Annotated in this window: 14 protein-coding genes; all 14 read left to right on the top strand. The window is 61.0% G+C overall.

The window, feature by feature from the left end; genetic code table 11:
- Positions 1 to 25 precede the first annotated feature (25 nt).
- Positions 26 to 1,621 (top strand): cytochrome ubiquinol oxidase subunit I, encoded by a 1,596-nt coding sequence (locus HGP16_RS12045; RefSeq protein WP_168840240.1) that lies wholly within the window; start codon positions 26 to 28, stop codon positions 1,619 to 1,621.
- A 6-nt stretch (positions 1,622 to 1,627) separates the two neighbouring features.
- The gene (gene cydB, locus HGP16_RS12040) at positions 1,628 to 2,782 is read left to right on the top strand and encodes a cytochrome d ubiquinol oxidase subunit II (protein ID WP_168840239.1); all 1,155 of its coding nucleotides are present in this window, start codon (positions 1,628 to 1,630) and stop codon (positions 2,780 to 2,782) included.
- Positions 2,783 to 2,800: 18 nt separating this feature from the next.
- A complete protein-coding gene (cydX, locus tag HGP16_RS12035) occupies positions 2,801 to 2,926 on the top strand; it encodes a cytochrome bd-I oxidase subunit CydX (protein WP_168840238.1) in 126 nt (41 codons plus the stop codon).
- Positions 2,927 to 3,220: 294 nt separating this feature from the next.
- Positions 3,221 to 4,624, top strand: coding sequence for a PLP-dependent aminotransferase family protein (locus tag HGP16_RS12030; RefSeq protein ID WP_168840237.1), 1,404 nt, complete (start codon positions 3,221 to 3,223; stop codon positions 4,622 to 4,624).
- Between the two features lie 199 nt (positions 4,625 to 4,823).
- The gene (locus HGP16_RS12025) at positions 4,824 to 5,228 is read left to right on the top strand and encodes a DUF983 domain-containing protein (protein WP_168840236.1); all 405 of its coding nucleotides are present in this window, start codon (positions 4,824 to 4,826) and stop codon (positions 5,226 to 5,228) included.
- A 184-nt stretch (positions 5,229 to 5,412) separates the two neighbouring features.
- A complete protein-coding gene (locus HGP16_RS12020; protein WP_168840235.1) occupies positions 5,413 to 6,123 on the top strand; it encodes a FadR/GntR family transcriptional regulator in 711 nt (236 codons plus the stop codon).
- Between the two features lie 28 nt (positions 6,124 to 6,151).
- Positions 6,152 to 7,744, top strand: coding sequence for an ABC transporter substrate-binding protein (locus HGP16_RS12015; protein WP_168840234.1), 1,593 nt, complete (start codon positions 6,152 to 6,154; stop codon positions 7,742 to 7,744).
- Positions 7,745 to 7,798: 54 nt separating this feature from the next.
- Positions 7,799 to 8,758, top strand: a complete 960-nt coding sequence (locus HGP16_RS12010) for an ABC transporter permease (RefSeq protein ID WP_168840233.1) — start codon at positions 7,799 to 7,801, stop codon at positions 8,756 to 8,758.
- A gap of 1 nt (position 8,759) precedes the next feature.
- The gene (locus HGP16_RS12005; protein ID WP_168840232.1) at positions 8,760 to 9,635 is read left to right on the top strand and encodes an ABC transporter permease; all 876 of its coding nucleotides are present in this window, start codon (positions 8,760 to 8,762) and stop codon (positions 9,633 to 9,635) included.
- 20 nt (positions 9,636 to 9,655) lie between these two features.
- Positions 9,656 to 10,570: a dihydrodipicolinate synthase family protein gene (locus HGP16_RS12000; protein WP_168840231.1), complete on the top strand. Its 915-nt coding sequence runs from the start codon at positions 9,656 to 9,658 to the stop codon at positions 10,568 to 10,570.
- Between the two features lie 5 nt (positions 10,571 to 10,575).
- Positions 10,576 to 11,592 (top strand): ABC transporter ATP-binding protein, encoded by a 1,017-nt coding sequence (locus tag HGP16_RS11995; RefSeq protein WP_168840427.1) that lies wholly within the window; start codon positions 10,576 to 10,578, stop codon positions 11,590 to 11,592.
- The gene (locus HGP16_RS11990) at positions 11,593 to 12,546 is read left to right on the top strand and encodes an ABC transporter ATP-binding protein (RefSeq protein WP_168840230.1); all 954 of its coding nucleotides are present in this window, start codon (positions 11,593 to 11,595) and stop codon (positions 12,544 to 12,546) included. It begins immediately after the preceding gene.
- A 230-nt stretch (positions 12,547 to 12,776) separates the two neighbouring features.
- Positions 12,777 to 13,661 (top strand): AraC family transcriptional regulator, encoded by an 885-nt coding sequence (locus HGP16_RS11985; RefSeq protein WP_168840229.1) that lies wholly within the window; start codon positions 12,777 to 12,779, stop codon positions 13,659 to 13,661.
- Positions 13,662 to 13,859: 198 nt separating this feature from the next.
- Positions 13,860 to 14,945: a sugar ABC transporter substrate-binding protein gene (locus tag HGP16_RS11980; RefSeq protein WP_168840228.1), complete on the top strand. Its 1,086-nt coding sequence runs from the start codon at positions 13,860 to 13,862 to the stop codon at positions 14,943 to 14,945.
- The last annotated feature ends 72 nt before the right edge of the window (positions 14,946 to 15,017 follow it).

Raw genomic sequence — 15,017 nt, 5'->3', positions numbered from 1 at the left:
CACCGTAGGGGGTGGGAGAAAGACTATGGAACTAGATATCGTGGCGCTGTCGCGCCTGCAGTTTGCCATGACGGCGCTGTATCATTTCTTATTCGTGCCGTTGACGCTCGGCCTTTCCGTGCTGCTCGCCATCATGGAGACGACCTATGTCATGACCGGACGCCAGATCTGGCGGCAGATGACGAAGTTCTGGGGGACGCTCTTCGGCATCAACTTCGTGCTCGGCGTTGCCACAGGCATCGTGATGGAATTCCAGTTCGGCATGAACTGGAGCTATTACAGCTATTATGTCGGCGATATTTTCGGCGCCCCCCTGGCGATCGAAGGGCTGATGGCCTTCTTCCTCGAGGCGACCTTTGTCGGCCTGTTCTTCTTCGGCTGGGACAAGCTCTCCAAGGTCGGCCACCTGGTCGCCACCTGGGCGGTGGCGCTGGGATCGAACTTCTCGGCACTCTGGATCCTGATCGCCAATGGCTGGATGCAGAACCCGGCAGGCTCGGCGCTCAACCCGCAGACCATGCGCATGGAGATCGTCAGCTTCTTCGATGTCCTCTTCAACCCGGTGGCGCAGGCGAAGTTCGTTCATACCGTCTCAGCCGGCTACGTTTGTGCCTCGGTCTTCGTGCTCGGCGTCTCTGCCTGGTATCTCGTGAATGGCCGCAGCATCGAGCTCGCGAAGCGCTCGATGACCGTCGCCGCATCTTTCGGTCTTGCTTCTGCGCTGTCGGTCGTCGTGCTGGGTGACGAGAGCGGCTATCTGACAACCGAGCATCAGAAGATGAAGCTCGCGGCGATCGAGGCCATGTGGAAGACCGAGCCAGCGCCGGCCGCCTTCACCGCCTTCGGCTTTCCGGATCAGGAGGCGCGCGAGACCCACTATGCCATCCATATCCCCTGGGCCATGGGTCTGATCGGCACGCGGTCGCTGACAACGGAAATCGCCGGCATCGACAAGCTCGAGGCGCAGGCCAAGGACCATATTCGCCAGGGCATCAAGGCTTATGACGCGCTGATGAAGATCCGCGCGGCAAATCCGGCAACGCCGGGCGAGGCTTCGCAGGACGTCGCCACCGCGCGCACCTCCTTCGAGGATATCGGCCATGAACTGGGCTATGCGCTGCTTTTAAAGCGCTATGTCGACGATCCGCGCCAGGCGACGGACGAGCAGATCGCCCAGGCCGCCCGCGACACCATTCCGCATGTGCCGACGCTCTTCTGGTCCTTCCGCATCATGGTCGGCCTCGGCATGTTCTTCATCCTGCTGATGACGGTCTTCTTCTGGCTTTCGGCGCGGCGGAAACTCGACCGGTATCCAACCCTGCTTCGGATTGCGGTTTTCGCCATCCCGTTGCCATGGGTCGCGATCGAGCTTGGCTGGGTCGTTGCGGAATTCGGCCGCCAGCCATGGATCATCGAAGGCGTGTTGCCGACGGCCGCTGCCGTCTCCAACCTCGGCGCCGGCACGGTGCTTCTGACCATCCTCGGCTTTGCCGCGCTTTATACCGTCCTCATCGTCATCGAGATGACCTTGATGATCAAGGCGATCCGCCAAGGCCCCGAACCGGACGACGAGCCGGAGGCCAAGCTGATTTCCGAAAACCTCGTTCCGGCTGCGGAGTGACCTGCCATGATCCTGCATGAATTGATCGACTACGAGACCCTGCGCATCATCTGGTGGCTGCTTCTCGGCGTACTTTTAATCGGCTTTGCCGTCACCGATGGTTTCGATCTGGGCGTTGGCACGCTGCTGCCGTTCGTCGCCAAGACCGATACGGAGAGGCGCATCGCCATCAACTCGATCGGCGCGACCTGGGAAGGCAACCAGGTCTGGCTGATCCTCGGCGGCGGCGCCATCTTCGCCGCCTGGCCACCGCTTTATGCCGTGTCTTTCTCCGGCTTCTACCTCGCCATGTTCGCCATCCTTTTCGCGCTGATCCTGCGGCCGGTCGCTTTCAAATACCGCTCCAAGCGCGACGGCGCCGGTTGGAAGACAGGCTGGGATTGGGCACTCTTCATCGGCGGCTTCGTTCCGTCGCTGATCTTTGGCGTCGCCGTCGGCAACGTGCTGCAGGGCGTGCCCTTCCGCTTCGATAATGATATGCGCATCTATTATGAGGGGTCGTTCTTTGCTCTCCTGAACCCCTATGCTCTACTCTGTGGTCTTTTGTCCGTCGCCATGCTCGTCATGCATGGCGCGGCCTGGCTGCAGGTGAAGACGGATGGCGCGGTTGCCGAACGCGCGCGCCGCTTTGGCACTTTGGCGGCCCTGGCGGTCATCGTGCTCTTTGCGCTCGGTGGCCTGTTCCTGTGGATGGGCATCGACGGCTATCGCATCGCGAGTGCCATCGATGCCGATGGGCCGTCCAATCCGCTGTTGAAGACGGTCGAGCATGGTGCCGGGGCATGGCTTGCCAATTACAGTGCGCATCCGTGGATGATGATCGCCCCGGTTCTCGGCTTCATCGGTGCGGCGGCAGCTTTGCTTGCGATGCTGGGCCGGCGCGAGGTTACGGTGCTGCTGTTCAGCAAGCTCGCCATTTTCGGCATCATCTCGACCGTGGGATTGTCGATGTTCCCCTTCCTCTTGCCGTCATCGCTCGATCCGCGGTCCAGTCTGACCGTTTGGGATGCGTCGTCCAGCCACCTGACGCTGTTCATCATGCTTGTCGTCACCATCATCTTTCTGCCGATGATCCTGGCTTACACTGCGTGGGTCTATCGCGTGCTGTGGGGCAAGGTCGACGAGGAGACGGTCAACGACAAGAGCGGTCACGCCTATTGATCCTGAAGGAGATTTTGCATGTGGTACTTTGCCTGGCTTCTCGGCTTTCCTCTCGCCGCGGCATTCGCGGTTCTCAACGCCATGTGGTACGAACTCATGGATGATCAAGCAAAGGCGAAAGCGGCTCGCACTCAAGAGAAATGAGTTGCATGATCCCTGTTTGAAGGCGTTCTGCCAGATGATCGGCATGCCGGCTGGAGTCGGCGTGCCGCTTGTCGTTCGAGTGGTTTCCTTCCGTCGGGGCACGCCTTGCGCTGGCGGCCTCCCATGAAACGAAATCCTGTCACCGTCCATTCAATTGGAAATATCGCGGCATGTGATCGCGTCGGAGATAAAAATCGGAACCGATGGTTCCATTTGACGTAAATTGTATGCAACAATATGCAATCAATATCAGTCAGGTTGCAGTTCGGGGCCGATCCCGTCGCGGAGCATGAAATGAAAAACTGGCATCCAGATCTCAGTCGCTCCTCCAGTCCCCGCTATATCGCCATCGCCGACCTGATCGAAATGGATTTGCGCAGTGGCGTTCTGACCGTGGGCGACAGGCTGCCGCCGCAGCGCGCGCTTGCCAAGCGCCTCAATATCGATTTCACGACCGTGGCGCGAGGCTATGTCGAGGCGCAGAAACGCGGCCTTGTGGATTCCCATGTCGGGCGCGGGACTTTCGTCACCGGTAGACAGGAGCGCGAGCGCCGCGGCTCGGTTCTCGATGTCGCCTCGGACCCGCGCCGTGCCCCGGCGATCGACCTCTCGATGAACCTGCCGCCGGAGCCGAACGATCCGGATCTCATCGCCCGCATGCGGGAAGGACTGTCCGTGGTCGCGGCCGATCTCATTCCATTGCTCCGCTATCAAGGATTCGGCGGCTCGGGTATGGACAAGGAAGCCGCCGGCGCCTGGCTTGGCCGGCGCGGACTGACCCCATCCCAGGAGCGCATCTTCGTGACGCCCGGCGCTCATCCGGCCTTGCTGGCGATCTTCGGCCTGTTGGCCAAGCCCGGCGAGACGGTGCTTTCGGAAAATATCACCTATCCGGGCATGCGCTCGATCGCGGCCCAGCTCCGGCTTAATCTCGCGGGGCTGCCGATGGATGAGGACGGCATTTTGCCGGACGCCTTTGCCGAGGAGTGCCAACGCCGGCAACCGAAAGCACTCTACCTCAATCCCATTCTGCAAAACCCGACGACGTTGACTATTCCGCTCAAGCGCCGCGAGGCGATTGCCGCCGTCGCCCGCAGATATCGCGTACCGATCATCGAGGATGATGCCTATGGCTTCATTCCGCTGGACGCGCCGCCGCCAATGGCTGCGGTCGCACCGGATATCACCTGGCATATCGGAGGATTGGCGAAGTGCATCGGCGCGGGGCTGCGCCTTGCCTTCGTCGTGGCGCCGGACACTAAGTCGATATGGCCCTTCATGAGCGCAATGCGCAGCAGCAACGTCATGGCGTCGCCGCTTAATATGGCGCTTGCGACGCGCTGGATCGAGGACGGCACCGCCGATGGCATTCTGCGTTTCATTCGCGCGGAGGCAGCCGCCCGCCAGAAGATGGTGGCCGACATATTGCCATCCCGGAGCTATCGCGCCGATCCCATCAGCTTCAATATCTGGCTGCCGCTGGGTAATGGCTGGACGCGCGCCACCTTCGCCAGCCATATGCGCAATGCGGGCATCGGCGTTGTCGCAAGCGATGCCTTCACGGTGGAGGGTCCTGCATCTGAAGCCGTCCGCGTCTGCCTCGGCGGCCCGATAGGTCGTGAAGCTTTGAAAGCGGCGCTGGACTTCATGGCGCATGCGCTGGAGGCGCCGCCGGAAATGGCGGCATCGTTCTTTTAGAATTCAATCGCAATTCGCGGACGATCCAGACGGACCGTAAGCTCCGGCTCGCTGGCTTTTTCGGCATTTGCCGAGTGGCCTCCTGCGTCACTCTGCCAGATGGACTCGTCGAATGCATTCATCGTAACTATATTGAATGCATGCAATATGCGATATTGATCGCAATTCGCGAGAATATTGATTCAGGAGCGATGCCGCCATGGAAACTGAATATCCGCCGTTGAGCCCGGTTCAGACCGGCCTTCATTGCCGTTGCCCTCGTTGCGGGCAAGGGCGCATGTTCGATGGGTTCTTGACGCTGCGCAAGAAATGCGAAGCCTGCGGCCTCGACTATTCCTTTGCAGATCCCGCCGATGGCCCGGCTTTCTTCGTCATCTGTTTTGCCTGCATTCCGAGCGTGCTTCTCGGCGTATGGCTGGAGGTTGCCTTCTCGGCGCCGATCTGGGTTCAGTTCCTGGTGACAGGGCCATTCATGCTGGCGACCTGCATTCCGCCGCTACGGCCGCTAAAGGGGTGGCTGGTTGCCAGCCAGTATTTCTACAAGGCCGAGGAGGGCAAGCTCGTCCGTTTGCCGGAACGGGATGCGCCGCACGCGGCGAAATGAGCATCGGCACCACCTCCCAAGCCCGGGCAGGCCATCGTTCGGCATGAAGATTATCGCCTTGGTCGCTCCTGGCGGGCCTGGTTTTGCGCAACCGACCCGACGGATATTGCCTACTCACCTGTCCACTTGACGGATATCCTACAAGTTCATAGGATCAATGCCGATCTCTATGGGAGTCCGTTCTATGGTCGGCAAAGTAATGCAGCCTTTGACGCGCGCGCCATTGCTGCATGTCTCCGTGCAGGAAAGTTTGCGCAGTTACATTGCGGACAACGGTCTTCAGGCTGGCACGATGCTGCCGGCTGAAGGTGAACTCGCGGTACAATTGGGCGTCAGCCGCAATTCCCTGCGTGAAGGCATCAAGGCGCTGGAATCTCTCGGTGTGCTGGAGACGCGCCGCGGCATCGGCATCTTCGTCAAGGCCTTTTCCTTCGCGCCGTTGCTCGACAATCTCGCCTATGGCCTCGGGGATGCGCTTCGGCATATGGAGGAAGTGCTGGAGATCCGCCGCACGCTCGAAGTGGGCCTGATCGGCAAGACCATCGAGATGATCGGGCCTGAGGACTTGGCTGAGTTGCGCGCTACCACTGACCGAATGCGGGCTCACGCCGTGCGTGGCGAGCCCTTCGCGGAAGATGACCAGCTTTTTCACCGGCTGCTGTTTCGCTGCCAGGGCAACGAGACCTTCGTTCGCCTGATCGATGTGTTCTGGCTCGCCTTCTACAAGGCCTCCCGGTTTTTCGATCTGGAGAATGTCGATCCCATGGCCACCTGGCGTGACCATGAGGCGATCGTCGATGCGCTGGAATCCAAGAACCTCAAGGAGGTGCGCATGCGCCTCGACCGTCACTACGAGGGAATTTCGCAGGTGATCGCCAACAACAAGAAAGAATAGCGACCGCAAACAAGGGAGGAGGATCGTGATGAGGAAAGTTTTTCATCTGCCGGCAATCGCGTTGGGAGCATTGATGTCGGCCACTGTAATGCCGGTTTTGACCGGCACGGCGGCGTCTGCTGCTGGCACGGCCATGTCCGGGGGCTTCGATGTCGGTCCGGGCGGCTTTCAGGGCAACTTCAATCCGCTGGCGGCAACGGCCGGTCTCACCTGGCTCAGCACCTATTTCGAGCCTCTGGTCAGCTACGACGAAAAGCTGCAGAAGATCGTCGGCGTGCTTGCCTCCTCCTATGAGGTGAGCCCGGATCAACTGACCTATACGTTCAAGCTTGCCGATGCCAAATGGCATGACGGCAAGGCTTTTACGGCCAAGGACGCCAAGTTCACCATCGACCTTGCCGCCAACTCCAAGACCGGCTCGGTCTTTGCCGCCCGGTTTAAACTCCTGTCATCGGTCGAGACGCCCGACGATCATACCCTCGTCATCAAGCTTTCCGCGCCCTCGGCGAGCCTGCTTGATACGCTGGCCAAGATCATGGTTCTGCCCGAGCATGCACTTTCTGCCGTGCCGGCCGATCAGCTTGCCAAGAGCACCTGGTGGTCGACGTCGCCGGTCGGGACGGGGCCGTTCAAATTCGTCAAATATGTGCAGGATCAGTATGTCGAACTCACCGCCAATTCCGATTATCGCGGCGGCAAGCCCGTTCTCGATCGGCTGATCAACCGCTACTTCGCCAACCCGGCGGCGGCGATCTCAGCGCTGCGTGCCGGCGAAATCCAGTTCACCTATGTCGATTCCAACGATGTCCCGACCTTCAAGGAAGACAAGTCCTTTCAGGTCATCGAGGGCAATTCCTTCGTCGTCAATTATCTAGGCTTCAATCAGGATTCGCCATTGTGGAAGGACCTGCGGGTCCGCCAGGCGGTCATGCATGCCATCAACCGCGATGCGATCATCCAGAGTCTCTATGGCGGCGCGGCAAAGCCGGCCAATTGCGCCTATGTCGCCAATCAGCTCGTGCCGGATGGCATTGAAGCCTATGCCTACGATCCAGCCAAGGCCAAGCAATTGCTAGAAGAGGCCGGCTGGGACAAGATCAATGGCGGCAAGCCGATCACCTTGCTGACCTATTACAACACGCCGCTTGCGACGAACGTCTTGGCCGCGGTGCAGGCTATGCTGGCGCAGGTCGGCATCAATGTCGTGCCGCGCGCCGTCGATGCGCCGACTTATAATGGCATCGTGCTCAACCCCAACGCCGATACATCGCAGTTCCAGCTCGTCTATGCCGGCCTGCAGAACGGGCCGGATCCAAGCAATATCAACACCGGGCTCAACGAAAAGCAGATCCCGCCGGCGGGCGCAAATGTGGTGCGCGCGCGCATGCCCGATCTGACCAAGGCACTCGATGCCGCGATTGCCGAGACGGATGCCGGCAAGCGCGATCGACGCTATCAGGATGTCTGCAAGGTCATGAACAAGGACCTGCCCTGGGCGACCATGTGGGTGGCGAACCGCTACGGCGTCGTTTCGTCCAAGGTGAAGGATTTCGTCTGGACGCCGGCGCCCGGCGGCGGGCCTTACATCGCGCATCCGGAAGCGTGGAAGCTCTCAAACTAGGTTTTGAGCCGGCCGCGGGCTGTGCCGGCGCATTCCTCGAAACGCAGGTTCGCTATGCTTCACTATGGTTTCAGGCGTCTCGTGATCGGCATCGGCATGCTCGTGGCCTTGAGCATGCTGGTCTTCGTCCTGCTGCGATTGACGCCGGGCGATCCGATCGATGCCTACATCGATCCGAGCACGCCTCTGTCGCCAGCTGCCATGGCCGATCTGCGTGAACGACTCGGGCTGGATCGACCTCTGCCATTGCAATATGTCGGCTGGCTGCTAGAGGCGTCGCAGGGTAATCTCGGTTACTCCGTCAAGCGGCTGGATCAGCCGGTCTTGACGCTGGTCTTGTCGCGCATCGGGCCGACGGTGCTGCTGATGGGCACCGCCCTGATCATGGCGATCATCGCCGGCATTGCCGCAGGTGTCGTCGGTGCCGTGAAACGCAATTCGGTGACTGATGTCTCGCTTTCCGTGCTGGCGCTGGCCGGCATATCGAGCCCGGCATTTCTGAGCGCACTTCTCGGCCTCTATATCTTCGCCGTGCGCCTCGGCTGGCTGCCATCGGGCGGCATGCTGACGCCCGGCGAGGATTTTTCTCTCGGCGACCTGCTTTGGCATCTCATCCTGCCGGCTTCGCTTCTGGCGATCGCCCAGGCCGCGCTCATCATGCGCTATATGCGGGCGTCGCTGCTGGAAGTCCTGAACCAGGACTATGTACGCACCGCGCGTGCCAAGGGGGTGTTTGAGTTCTGGGTGATCGTCAAGCACGCCCTGCGCAATGCGCTGCTGCCCGTGGTGACGGTCATCGGCTCGACCATCGGGCTTGCGATCGGTGGCGCGATCTTCGTCGAAAGCGTCTTCAACTGGCCGGGCATGGGCCTGCTGCTCGTCGATGCGGTTACGTCCCGCGACTACCCCGTCATCATGGGAGCGACGCTTGTCATCGGCGCCTGCGTCATCATCGTCAACCTGCTGACCGATATCGCCAATGCGGTGATCGATCCGCGTATCAAGGTGAGCTGAGATGCTGGCGCGAACCGAGCGACCAAGCCATGGCCCGCTTGCCCGGGCACTCGACCGCTTCCGGCTGAACGGCGCGGCCTTCTTCGGCGTCTGCATCGCAGTGCCCATGCTGCTGCTGATCGCCACATATCCGCTGTGGTGGCGGTTCCAGCCCAACGACATCGATCTTTTGGCCATGAACGCACCGCCCAATACCACGCATTGGTTCGGGACGGACGGTGTCGGGCGTGATGTTTTCGCCAGAGTGCTCGAAGGCGGCCGCATATCGCTGATGGTTGCGGCAGGTTCCACCGTCATTTCGGCTGTTATCGGCTTCCTGTTCGGCTTCGTTTCGGCCTTTGCCGGTCGCTGGGCGGATGCGCTCAGCATGCGCTTCGTCGATCTGGTCATGACCTTGCCGCCGGTGATCTTCTTGCTGGTGCTGGCCTCGATCACCGGCACGGGCATTCTACCGACAATAGTAGTCATATCGCTTCTGTCCTGGCCGCTGCTCGCCCGCATGGTGCGCTCGAGGCTGCTGGAACTGCGCGAGCGTGATTTCGTGACGGCGGCACGCGGCATGGGGGCCGGGCTGCCGCACCTGCTGCTGCGTCACGGCATGCCGAACTGTATCGATATTCTGGTGGTCTACGCCACGACGCAGGTGGCGAACGCGATCCTCTTGGAGGCCGGGCTTTCTTTTCTCGGGCTTGGTATCGCACCGCCCGCAGCGAGCTGGGGCAACATGCTGAATGCGGCTCGCTCCACCGCCGTCCTCGAACAATATCCCTGGCAATGGCTGTTTCCCGGCGCCGCGCTGGTTCTTGCCGTCCTTGCCATCAATTTCATCGGCGACGGATTGAGGGATGCCTTCGATCCGCGCGCCGAGCTTCGCTGAACCCAAGAAAGAAAGAGACAATGAGCAAATTCAAGGGCGTGGTGCCTCCCGTCGTAACGCCGCTGAACGACGATTTCACCGTGGATTACCAATCCTATACAAGGGTGCTGGAGCATCTGATCGATGGCGGCTGCCACGGTGTCTTCGTGCTGGGTTCCACCAGCGAAGTCGTCTTTCACGACGAAAAGACACGGCGCGAGATCATCGAACATTCCGCCAAGGTCGTGAACGGGCGGGTGCCGTTGCTGGTCGGCGTCATCGATCCCACGACCGACCGGGTCATCACCCATTCGAAAATTGCCAAGGCGGCCGGAGCCGATGCCGTTGTCGTTACCGCTCCCTTCTACACGGTGACCAGCCAGTCCGAGATATTGGATCATTTCCGCTATATTCGGGATGCCGTCGATGTGCCGCTGGTCGCCTATGACATCCCGGTCTGCGTGCATGTGAAGCTGCAGCGCCAGACCGTGGTGACGCTCGCCAAGGAGGGAACCATCATCGGGTTGAAGGATTCCAGCGGCGACGACGACAATTTCCGCTATGCGCTGCTCGATCTTGCCGATCACAAGGATATTTTCCTGATGACCGGCTCCGAGATCGTCGTCGACAATGCGCTTCTGATGGGCGCCCATGGCGTGGTTCCCGGCATCGCCAATGTCGATCCGCATGGCTACGTCCGGCTATGGGATGCAGCACAGCGCGGCGACTGGGCCGCAGCCCGGCGCGAACAGGAGAGGCTTTGCCGCCTGTTCGAGATCGTCTGGGTCGCGCGGGGGCGTGTCAGCGGCGGTGCTGCTGGCATCGGTGCCTTCAAGGCCGCGATGAAAAGCCTCGGCATCATCGATACCGCTGTCATGCCTCGCCCGCGCGCGGCGCTGAACGCCGATGAAACGGCCAGGATCGATGCGATCCTGAAAAATACGGGGCTGCTATAGACATGATGACGCCGGCTGCCCAACCTGTTCTCGATATAAAGGGGCTGAGGACGGTCTTCCGCACCCGCGGTGGCGAATTGACCGCGGTGCGGGATATCGACCTGACCATCGACGCCGGCGAGACGCTGGCGCTGGTTGGCGAGTCCGGTTCGGGCAAGTCGGTGACGAGCCTTTCGGTGATGCGGCTTCTGACCCGTAATGTCGGGACGATCGCAGCCGGCAGCATCAGGTTGCGGGACCGGCAGGGCATTGTCAGCGATCTCGCGACGCTGGATGACAGCCACATGCGCGAGATACGCGGCGGCGATATCGGCATGGTGTTTCAGGAGCCAATGTCGAGCCTCAATCCGGTCTTGACCATCGGTGACCAGATTGCCGAGCCGATCCGCATCCACCGCAGCGCAGACCGCGCCACGGCGATGCGCGAAGCGGTCGCGCTGCTGGAGAGTGTCGGCATTCCCGATGCCAAGCGCCGCGTCAGGCAATATCCGCATGAATTGTCGGGTGGCATGCGCCAGCGCGCGACCATTGCCATGGCGCTCGCCTGCGATCCGGTGCTGCTGATCGCCGACGAGCCGACGACGGCGCTCGACGTCACGATACAGGCACAAATCCTCGATCTCCTGCAGGGGCTGCAGCGGGAGCGCGGTATGGCCATCCTATTCGTTACCCATAATCTCGGTGTGGTGGCGGAGATCGCTCATCGGCTGGCAGTCATGTATGCCGGCCGGATCGTGGAGGAGGGGCCGACCGAAGCAGTCTTCCGCAATCCGAGGCATCCCTATACACGCGGCCTTTTGGCTTCCATGCCGCGGCTTAGCGAGGCGACACGGATGCGGCAGGCGGGCGAGCCGCTCTACGCCATTCCCGGCGTCGTGCCGAGCCTGACGCGAATGCCTTCCGGCTGCGCTTTCGCGCCGCGTTGCGCTTATGCCATCCAGGCCTGCAGTGACGGAGTACCGGCTCTCGAAACCGTCGAGGCAGGCCATGCAAGCCGTTGCATCCGCTGGCGGGAGATTTAGATGGCCGAAGCGCTTGTCTCGATCCGCGATCTTGCCAAGGATTATGTGTCCCGAGGTACGAAGCTTTCCATCCTTCGCGATATTTCCTTCGACATCGGAAAAGGCGAAGTCGTGGGGCTCGTCGGCGAATCCGGCAGCGGCAAGACGACAATCGGCAGGTCTATCCTGCGGCTGGTCGAGCCATCGGCGGGCAGCGTGCGCTTCGATGGCACGGAATTGACGCGGCTTGGCGCCGGTGATCTCAGGCGGATGCGGCCGCGCATGCAGTATATTTTTCAGGATCCCTTCGCGAGCCTATCGCCGCGCATGACCATTGGCGAGATCCTGACAGAGGGTCTGAAAATCCAACGCATCGGCAGCCGCCTCGATCGGCTGGATCGGGCGCGGGCAGCGCTCGAACAGGTGGATTTGCCTGCTGACGCCATCAATCGCTATGCCCATGAATTTTCCGGCGGCCAGCGCCAACGGATCGGGGTTGCGCGTGCCCTGGCACTTGGGCCGGAATTTCTCGTCGCCGACGAGCCCGTCTCGGCGCTGGATGTCTCCATTCAGGCGCAGGTCATCAATCTGCTGCGCGGTCTGCAGCAACGGCTGGCGCTCACCATGCTGTTCATCTCGCATGACCTTGCCGTGGTCGAATATCTCTGCGATCGCGTCATCGTGCTCTATCTCGGGCGGATCATGGAGGTTGCCGCAAGCGCTGATCTCTACGCCAGACCGCGACACCCCTATACACGTGCCTTGCTATCGGCGATCCCGTCGCCGGACCCGGATCGCAGGCGTAACAGGCAAATCCTGAAAGGCGATATTCCAAGCCCGGCAAACCCGCCGAGCGGCTGCGTCTTCCGCACGCGCTGTCCCCTAGCGCTCGACGCCTGTGCCGCGGCGGTTCCGCAGTTGCGGGAGGTTGCGCCCGGACAGTTTAAGGCCTGCATTCGCGACGATCTCGATTGATCCCGCTTCCGGTCGAATACAGCCGTTTTGGCGGTGCGATTTGTCATGCCGCACTGCACATTTGACCAAAGACACTGCCCTTCATGTCAAAAAAGTATCGGTCGAGCGTATAAGGCGTAGTAGCGGCAGGCGGCTATGAGGGGTAGGTTTACCACATAAAAGACGCGATGGCCTCTGGGAGGAGGCGCCGTAACCGTAGTGAACGCGGACGGATGAAAGGAGGCTTGCCGATGAATCCCGATTTGGAAGTGGTCGCAATCGGCAGCGGAGAATCCTTCAAGGCCTGGGAACACGGCTATCCCTACCGCACCGTTCGCTGGCATTTCCATCCCGAATATGAAATCCACCACGTCGTCGCGACGACGGGCCAATATTTCATCGGCGACTTCATCGGCGAGTTCGAGCCGGGCAATCTCGTGCTGACGGGGCCGAACCTGCCGCATAATTGGGTGAGCGACGTTCCCGTCGGCGTCACCTTACCGCTGCGCTGCCGCGTGCTGCAATTTTCCGAATCCTTCTTTGCCGATGCCAGTAAAGTCTTTCCGGAGCTGTCGGCTTGCGCCGGTATTCTTGAAACGAGCCGCCGTGGTGCGCTCTTTACGCCTGAAACAGCTGCCATCGTCGGCCCGATCCTCGGCGAGCTGGTGGACGCGACCGGCATCCGCCGCATCGAGCTCTTCATGAATATTCTTGATGCGATGAGCCGCGCTGAAGGCACGCGCACGCTTGCCAGCGCCGGCTATCAGCCGGACCCATCCGGTTTCATGTCGGCCGGCGTCAACCAGGCGCTGGCTTACATCAACGCGCACCTGACCGAGCCGTTCAGCGAGTGCGATCTGGCCGAATTGACCGGTCAGAGCCCGAGCGCCTTTTCACGCAGCTTCCGCCGGCACACCGGCATGGCACTGGTGCAATATGTCAATCGGCTGCGCATCAACTTTGCCTGTCATCTGCTGATGAGCAAGGCTGACATGACGATCACCGATATCTGCTTTGCGGCAGGCTTCAATAATATCTCGAACTTCAATCGGCGTTTTCTGGACCAGAAGGGCATGGCGCCCTCCCGGTTCAGATCGCTCTTGGCACAGCATGCACGCGCGGTGGAGGCCGCCTAACACAGGAGGACAGGGAGGAGAGATAAGATTGAGGGCAAGCGAACGGGCACCTCTGTCGCCCGAAGGAGAAGGCTTGTGCAAAATTTACCGCCGCGTCGGTTTGGGACCGTTCTCGACGACGCATCAAACAAGAGCATTGCGTGCGGACAGCCGTGATGATCGAGGGAAACCATGACCATTTGGAACGGAGAAATTCCAATGAACCATTTCGCACTGAAAATCGCTGGCGCAGCCGCGCTTGCCGTCGGTCTTCTGGCCGGCACGTCCGCCTTCGCACAGTCGGCCAAGGTGACTGACGCGACTGTCGCCTTCCTCATGCCAGACCAGAGCTCCACGCGTTATGAAGAGCACGATTTCCCCGGTTTCCAGGCGGAGATGAAGAAGCTCTGCGCCGGCTGCAAGGTCATCTATCAGAACGCCAATGGTGACGCCTCGCGCCAGCAGCAGCAGTTCAACTCGGCGATCTCGCAGGGCGCAAAGGCCATCGTGCTCGATCCGGTGGATTCCACGGCCGCCGCTTCGCTGGTGAAGCTGGCGCAGAGCCAGGGCGTGCGCGTCATCGCCTATGACCGCCCGATCCCGTCGGCTGCCGCCGATTACTATGTGTCCTTCAACAATGAAGAGATCGGCAAGATGATCGCCAAGTCGCTGGTCGATCACCTGAAGGCGAAGAACGTCAAGGCAGGCGACGGCGGCCTTCTCGAGATCAATGGTTCGCCAACGGATGCTGCCGCCGGCCTGATCAAGAAGGGCATTCATGCCGGTCTCGCAGAGGGCGGCTATCCGGTGCTGGCGGAATTCGATACGCCGGAATGGGCGCCGCCGAAGGCGCAGCAATGGGCAAGCGGGCAGATTACCCGCTTCGGCAAGAAAATCCTCGGCGTCGTTGCCGCCAATGACGGCACTGGCGGCGCGGCTGTTGCCGCGTTCAAGGCCGCCGGCTTCGATCCGGTCCCGCCTGTCACGGGAAACGATGCGACGATCGCCGGCCTGCAGCTCATCATTTCCGGCGACCAGTACAATACGATCTCCAAGCCGAGTGAGATCGTTGCCGCTGCCGCTGCCAATGTCGCGATCGAATTGCTCTCGGGCGAGACGCCGAAGGCCGACACGAAGCTCTTCGACACGCCGACCAAGCTGTTCACGCCGGCCTTGGTGACGTCCGAAAACCTCAAGGCCGAAATCATCGACAAGACCGTCAACGGCAAGCCGATCCAGACGCCGGACCAGCTCTGCATCGACCGCTATGCCGATGGCTGCAAGAAGCTCGGTATCGGCAGCTAAGCTCCGCACCATCCAGAACCGGCCGCTTCGGCGGCCGGAAACCAACAGCATTTCAACCCGGGAAGGTGGCGA

Origin of the sequence: Rhizobium sp. P40RR-XXII, from assembly GCF_012641405.1 — a bacterium.
Lineage (GTDB): Bacteria > Pseudomonadota > Alphaproteobacteria > Rhizobiales > Rhizobiaceae > Rhizobium.
The sequence above is the reverse complement of the archived record's forward strand: the minus strand, read 5'-3'. Positions and strand labels throughout refer to the sequence as shown.

Coding starts and splice junctions, on each gene's coding strand:
- HGP16_RS12045 (WP_168840240.1), top strand. CDS start 26: ATGGAACTAGATATCGTGGCGCTGTCGCGCCTGCAGTTTGCCATGACG.
- HGP16_RS12000 (WP_168840231.1), top strand. CDS start 9,656: ATGAGCAAATTCAAGGGCGTGGTGCCTCCCGTCGTAACGCCGCTGAAC.
- HGP16_RS12005 (WP_168840232.1), top strand. CDS start 8,760: ATGCTGGCGCGAACCGAGCGACCAAGCCATGGCCCGCTTGCCCGGGCA.
- HGP16_RS12025 (WP_168840236.1), top strand. CDS start 4,824: ATGGAAACTGAATATCCGCCGTTGAGCCCGGTTCAGACCGGCCTTCAT.
- cydB (WP_168840239.1), top strand. CDS start 1,628: ATGATCCTGCATGAATTGATCGACTACGAGACCCTGCGCATCATCTGG.
- HGP16_RS11985 (WP_168840229.1), top strand. CDS start 12,777: ATGAATCCCGATTTGGAAGTGGTCGCAATCGGCAGCGGAGAATCCTTC.
- HGP16_RS12015 (WP_168840234.1), top strand. CDS start 6,152: ATGAGGAAAGTTTTTCATCTGCCGGCAATCGCGTTGGGAGCATTGATG.
- HGP16_RS12020 (WP_168840235.1), top strand. CDS start 5,413: ATGGTCGGCAAAGTAATGCAGCCTTTGACGCGCGCGCCATTGCTGCAT.
- HGP16_RS11980 (WP_168840228.1), top strand. CDS start 13,860: ATGAACCATTTCGCACTGAAAATCGCTGGCGCAGCCGCGCTTGCCGTC.
- HGP16_RS11995 (WP_168840427.1), top strand. CDS start 10,576: ATGACGCCGGCTGCCCAACCTGTTCTCGATATAAAGGGGCTGAGGACG.
- HGP16_RS12010 (WP_168840233.1), top strand. CDS start 7,799: ATGCTTCACTATGGTTTCAGGCGTCTCGTGATCGGCATCGGCATGCTC.
- cydX (WP_168840238.1), top strand. CDS start 2,801: ATGTGGTACTTTGCCTGGCTTCTCGGCTTTCCTCTCGCCGCGGCATTC.
- HGP16_RS12030 (WP_168840237.1), top strand. CDS start 3,221: ATGAAAAACTGGCATCCAGATCTCAGTCGCTCCTCCAGTCCCCGCTAT.
- HGP16_RS11990 (WP_168840230.1), top strand. CDS start 11,593: ATGGCCGAAGCGCTTGTCTCGATCCGCGATCTTGCCAAGGATTATGTG.